This is a genomic window from Alteromonas sp. DY56-G5 (assembly GCF_041414725.1).
Lineage (GTDB): Bacteria > Pseudomonadota > Gammaproteobacteria > Enterobacterales > Alteromonadaceae > Alteromonas > Alteromonas macleodii.
Genome location: NZ_JANHZQ010000125.1, coordinates 1 through 1,105, shown reverse-complemented (window position 1 = coordinate 1,105; position 1,105 = coordinate 1). Strand labels below are relative to the sequence as shown.

The 1,105-nt window shown below is 46.2% G+C and carries 1 protein-coding gene; it reads right to left on the bottom strand.

Going from position 1 to position 1,105, the window contains the following annotated elements; genetic code table 11:
* Positions 1-16 precede the first annotated feature (16 nt).
* Positions 17-1,046, bottom strand: a protein-coding gene (locus NO989_RS21825; protein WP_197047964.1) for an IS630 family transposase whose coding sequence is annotated in 2 segments (ribosomal slippage) — positions 17-593 and positions 592-1,046 — 1,032 coding nt in all. Because the reading frame shifts where the segments join, the coding sequence is not laid out codon by codon here.
* Positions 1,047-1,105: the final 59 nt, after the last annotated feature.

The following is a 1,105-nucleotide window of genomic DNA, read 5'->3' as shown; positions in this document are numbered from 1 at the left end:
ATACCAATTGCATTAATTAATTGACCAACTTTATCCACTCTCTCCAACAGAGATTTTTGACTCGTTCAACATCCGCAATGAATGTATTCCAAGCGCGAGAGACCTGTTCCACTATTTCTTCGTAACCTCGAAATACGCGGTTTGATAAGCAACGTTGCCGTAACCATTGCCATACTTGCTCCATCGGGTTCAGCTCCGGAGAATAAGGTGGGAGTTTTAACAGACTGACATTGGTAAATGGGCTGGCCGTATCGATCGTATGCCAGCCCGCGCCATCCATTACAACAACGGCATGACGCCCAGGCTCTGTCGCTTCACTTATTAATTTCAGATGCTGCTTCATCACCTCTTTATTCACAAGAGGGCTGATAAGCGCCTGAGTATTACCATTGCTCGGACACACCGCCCCAAAGACATAGCCATAATCGAATTGCTGTTGCTTTACTACTCTTGGCCTGCTGCCCTTGGCTGCCCATATTCTGGACGTCTGATTTTGCTGACCGAATCGTGCTTCGTCTTGAAACCAGACGTCAACGCGATCCAGAGGAAGATGACCGGGAGTGTGAAGGATCGTTTCCAGCAGGAAATTTTTTAAAAGTGTCCTGGGTTTGTTGTGATTGTTTAGGGTGTTTAGAGCGACTGGTTATCCAACTGAAACCGAGCGCATCCATGATGCGGTATACGTTTCGCAACTGATAATCGATTTGGAAGGTGTCGCTAATGTATTGTCGTACATCCTGTGCAATCAAACGCCCCCCCTCCTTTTTAACCGCATTTTCTTTGATAAAATGTGCGATCTGTTCTCGCTGGGAGACGGAGAGCTGACAGGGTCTACCCGGACTAGGTTTGGATTGCAGACCTTCAAGTCCGTGCGCCAGATAGTTGGATACCCAGGTATTAACACTGCCTCTGGCAACCCCAAGGTAAGTTGCTATCTGGGTTCGTGTTTCCCCATTCTTGAAAAGATACAAAGCTAGATAGCGGGTTCGCAGTTGCCCGTTGGAGGTTTGCTTTGCTAATTGTTTAAAGTCGTCGGCTGTATGCATATCAAAATCACTCGAATATGAATACCACTATTAGATCAAACTTTTAAGACAATTGGTAT